Raw genomic sequence first — 3,559 nt, 5'->3', positions numbered from 1 at the left:
AGCAACGCGTCGAGCGCCGACGCGCCAAGACCCGCGAGCCCGATCAACAGCCCCACCCCCGCCCAGGCGAGCGGTCGCGTGCCCGGCGCGAGCGCGTTGCGGCGGTCGAGCGCCGCCGCTCCGATCGCGAGCGCGATGAGCGGCCCGAACAGGAACAGGTTGAACAGCGTTTCCGACGAGGCCGCATCCATGCCGGTGTGCAAATGGCCGGACACCCAGCCGCTCCAGGCGGCAGCGCGCGCCAGGACGAGCGTGATCACCAGCCAGGCGGACGATATCGCCGCCACCCATATCGCAAGCCCGACCAGCCGATCCTTCACCCCGCCCTCCTCATGCCGCGACCGGAGCGTCGCCGTCGTGCAGGCGCCCGCCCCGCCAGCGGAAGCTGTGCTGGCGCCCATCCTCGCCCTCCACCGCGAACTGCGTCACGCCGGCGAACCATCGCACCTGCTGCTCGGGCGGCGCCTCCGGCAGGTAGCGCGCGAACACGCGCGGATCATAAAAGCGGAACTGCGCGATCGTGCCGTCGGGCAGCTTCGCCTGGAAGAACTGGCGCAACTGCTGGCGCAACTCGGCCAGCGGCAGTTCCGCCTCGCACAGGATGCCCCAGTGCCGGCCGGCGCCATGCTCCCGCCAGGCGCCGAGCAACGGCTCGTCGTCGTCGAGCGCGACCAGATAGGGCGCCGCCGGCGCGAGCACGGGATGCACCGCGCCGGAGATCAGGCAGGCGCGATCGTCGCAACGCTGGAGCAGCGGCCAGAGCCCGTCATCGGCGGCACCGTCCACCACCGCATACCAGCGCGCGCTCACCCGCCGCAGCGCTCGCAGAAGGGCGCGCCGGTCCTGGCGGCGTTCTTGTAGACGGCCGCCTGCTGCGCGGGCGCGGTATAGGCGGCGGCCGTGCTGAACGCGCCTTCCTGCGTGTTCTTGCTGTTGTGCTGGGCCACCTGCGCCATCTCCGGCGCGCCGCCGCCACCGCCCCCGGCGGAGTCGCCGATCAGCACCGTCGGCAGCCCGATCACGATCGAGCCGCCGTGCAGGCAGAGATCGCCCATGCGCGCGGCCATCAGGCTGTTCACCAGCACGGTCGCGGAGCCCTTTGCGATCGTGTCCGGCGGACCGACGCACACGCACATGTCGGTGATGCGCGCCTGCGGGATCATGCCGGTCAACACCGTCACCGAACAGGGCGGCAGGATGGGCCCGCCGACATGCGGCACCGGCGGCACGCCGGGAGTGACCATCGGACAGACATGCATGTCGCCCAGCCGGGCCGCTGGTTGTCCCATGACGGTTCTCCTCCCCTTTTGCCCGCTCAGGCTGCCCGGCGCGCGGGGCCGCCGCAACACGCGCGCGACGGGCGGACGCTCAACGCGCCGCCACCTGCCCGCCCGCGCCCGTCCCCGCCTGTTTCGCCGGCGTGGACAGCATCATCTTGGTCGAGTCGCCGACCACGAAATACGGCCCCCAATAAAAGGGATGCGAATAATCCGGATTGGCCATCAGCGCCTGTTGCGCGGTCTGGAGCGAGCCGCCGATCGTCCGCTGGCGCGCGACGCCGTAGAACCGCCTGATGAAGTCGTCGGTTTCGCCGCCCGCCGATACCGGCCACAAGGTCGCCAGCACCGCGCGGCTGTTCGCCGTCAGGAACGCGCGCACCAGGCCCTCCAGCGTCGAGCCCGCCTCCTCCTGGCCCGATTGCCGCGCCAGCGCCTCGTCCTTCACGCCCGAGGCCGTGTCGCAGGCCGACAGCACGACGAGGTTGGCGTCGAGCCGCAGCCGCGCGATCTCCGAAAAGCTGAGCAGCCCGTCCGATCCCTCGTCGCCGAACGAGGTGACGAGCGCGGGCGGCGACTTGGTGCAGCCCCACACGCCCTCCTCCAGCCCGTGGGTGGCGAAGTGGATCACCTCGAAATCGGCGAGGTCGGTGCGCGCCTCGACGGCGGTGTCGGTAAAGGCCGCCCCCACCACCTCCGGCGCGTTCGGCACGCCCAGCGCCTGCGACGCGATCGCCAGTTCCTTGCGGTTGATCGGCGGGAGCTGGCGCTCGAAGCCGGCCAGCGTCGCAAACGCAACGGTGCAGCCGAAGCCGACGCTGACCTGGCGCGGCGCGCCGTCGGTCGCGGGGGGCGCGTGTTCGCCCAGTCCCAGAAAGGCCTGTTTCGCGGTGGACGGCGGCAGCGCGCGCGCGACCAGGAACGAACGCGGCGACACGGCGGTCGAGATCGTCGCGTGCGCGGCGAGGAACGATACGTGGCTGAAGTCGAACGGCGCCGCCTTGGCGCTCGCCGCATAGGCGTCCACGCTCCGGCGGTCGGTGACGAGCACGCCCGCCGGCAGGTTCTGCAAGGGACCGGCCGGGTCGACGACCAGCGCGTTCGCCTTCAGCACCGCCGTCATCGCCGGCCCGGTGAGCAGCCCGAACAGGCCATAGGCGCCCGCCACGTCGAACGGCACGAGATGATCGGGCAACTTGCCATCGATCGACGCGCGCACGCCGGCGGCGAGCCCATCCAGCGCCGCCTTGGGCAGCTGCACCGGGTAGATCCAGGTCCGGTCGGCATCGATGTACAGCCCATAAGCGCGCCGGTTCAGCTCAATGATCTTGAGGAAGCCCTCGCCGGGCCGCAGCGCCTGACGCAGGTCGGCGATCGTCGCGGGGCGATCGTCGATGGTGCGGTATTTGGCGGACGCGCCCAGCTCGGCGTCCAATTGCAACAGCCTGGCCTCCGCCCCCGCCCGCTGGCGGTCCAGGTCGGCGGTCGGCTGCCCCGCCTGCGCGGCGGCGGCGATGTCATAGCGCAGCCGGGTGATGTCGCGCTCCAGCTCGGCGCGGTCGCGCACCTTGACCCCGATCGCGGGATCGCTCGTCACCACCGCCTGCAACTGGTTGAGCTGGCGCGCCACGGCGGGCTCGCCCACCGCCTGCACGGCCCGAAAGAAGCGGTCGAACGTGTCGGGCGACGGCGCCTTGTCGGCCTCGGCGACGAGCAGGTCAAGATACCGCTCCACCCCGATCGGCAGCACCGTGCTGCCGCCGCCCTGATTGGCGTCGATGATCGCGTCGATCGCCAGGTCATATTCGTGGCGTATCTTCGCCGGATCGCCACCCTGTTCGGCGATGATGCTCGCACGTTCCAGCGACGCTTCCGCGATCGACGGCTCGGTGCCGGTGCCGTTCGTCTCCAGAGCGCTGCGCCGCAACTCGACCAGCGCGCGATCGAAGGAGGCGATCGCCGCCGGATAAGCCTTGGCGCGCGCCTGCAGCCGGCCCTGCTGGCGGTTGAGCTGCGCCCCCAGCCACAGCACCAGCCGCTGGTCGATCCGCTCGTTCACCAGCGGGCGATAGGAGACGAGCGCCCGATCCAGCGCCGCCTGCGCGCCCCGCGTGTCGCCCAGCGCGAGCAGCGCGATCGACCGCGCCCAGCCCGCCTGCGCGTCGAGCGTCAGCTGCTGCAGCTCGGCCGTCTCGGGCACCGCGATCGATCCCGACACGTCGGCGCCGCCGCGTTGCGGCTGATTGAGCAGCCGGATCGCCGCCGCGTCCTCCAGCGGCTGG

4 protein-coding genes are annotated in these 3,559 nt (G+C 71.7%); all 4 read right to left on the bottom strand.

The annotated features are described in order from the left end of the window. Positions 1-320, bottom strand: a 320-nt coding sequence (locus HUU95_RS11100) for a hypothetical protein (RefSeq protein ID WP_217429822.1), incomplete at its 3' end; no start/stop codon positions are given. Positions 321-330: 10 nt separating this feature from the next. Then, positions 331-810, bottom strand: a complete 480-nt coding sequence (locus HUU95_RS11095; protein WP_174280174.1) for a DUF4123 domain-containing protein — start codon at positions 808-810, stop codon at positions 331-333. Next, a complete protein-coding gene (locus HUU95_RS11090; protein ID WP_174280173.1) occupies positions 807-1,289 on the bottom strand; it encodes a PAAR domain-containing protein in 483 nt (160 codons plus the stop codon). Before HUU95_RS11090 ends, HUU95_RS11095 begins: the two co-directional genes overlap by 4 nt. A 79-nt stretch (positions 1,290-1,368) precedes the next feature. Continuing rightward, positions 1,369-3,559, bottom strand: a 2,191-nt coding sequence (locus tag HUU95_RS11085) for a CHAT domain-containing protein (RefSeq protein ID WP_174280172.1), incomplete at its 5' end; no start/stop codon positions are given.

It is taken from the genome of Sphingomonas bacterium (assembly GCF_903643065.1).
Lineage (GTDB): Bacteria > Pseudomonadota > Alphaproteobacteria > Sphingomonadales > Sphingomonadaceae > Sphingomonas.
The sequence above is the reverse complement of the archived record's forward strand: the minus strand, read 5'-3'. Positions and strand labels throughout refer to the sequence as shown.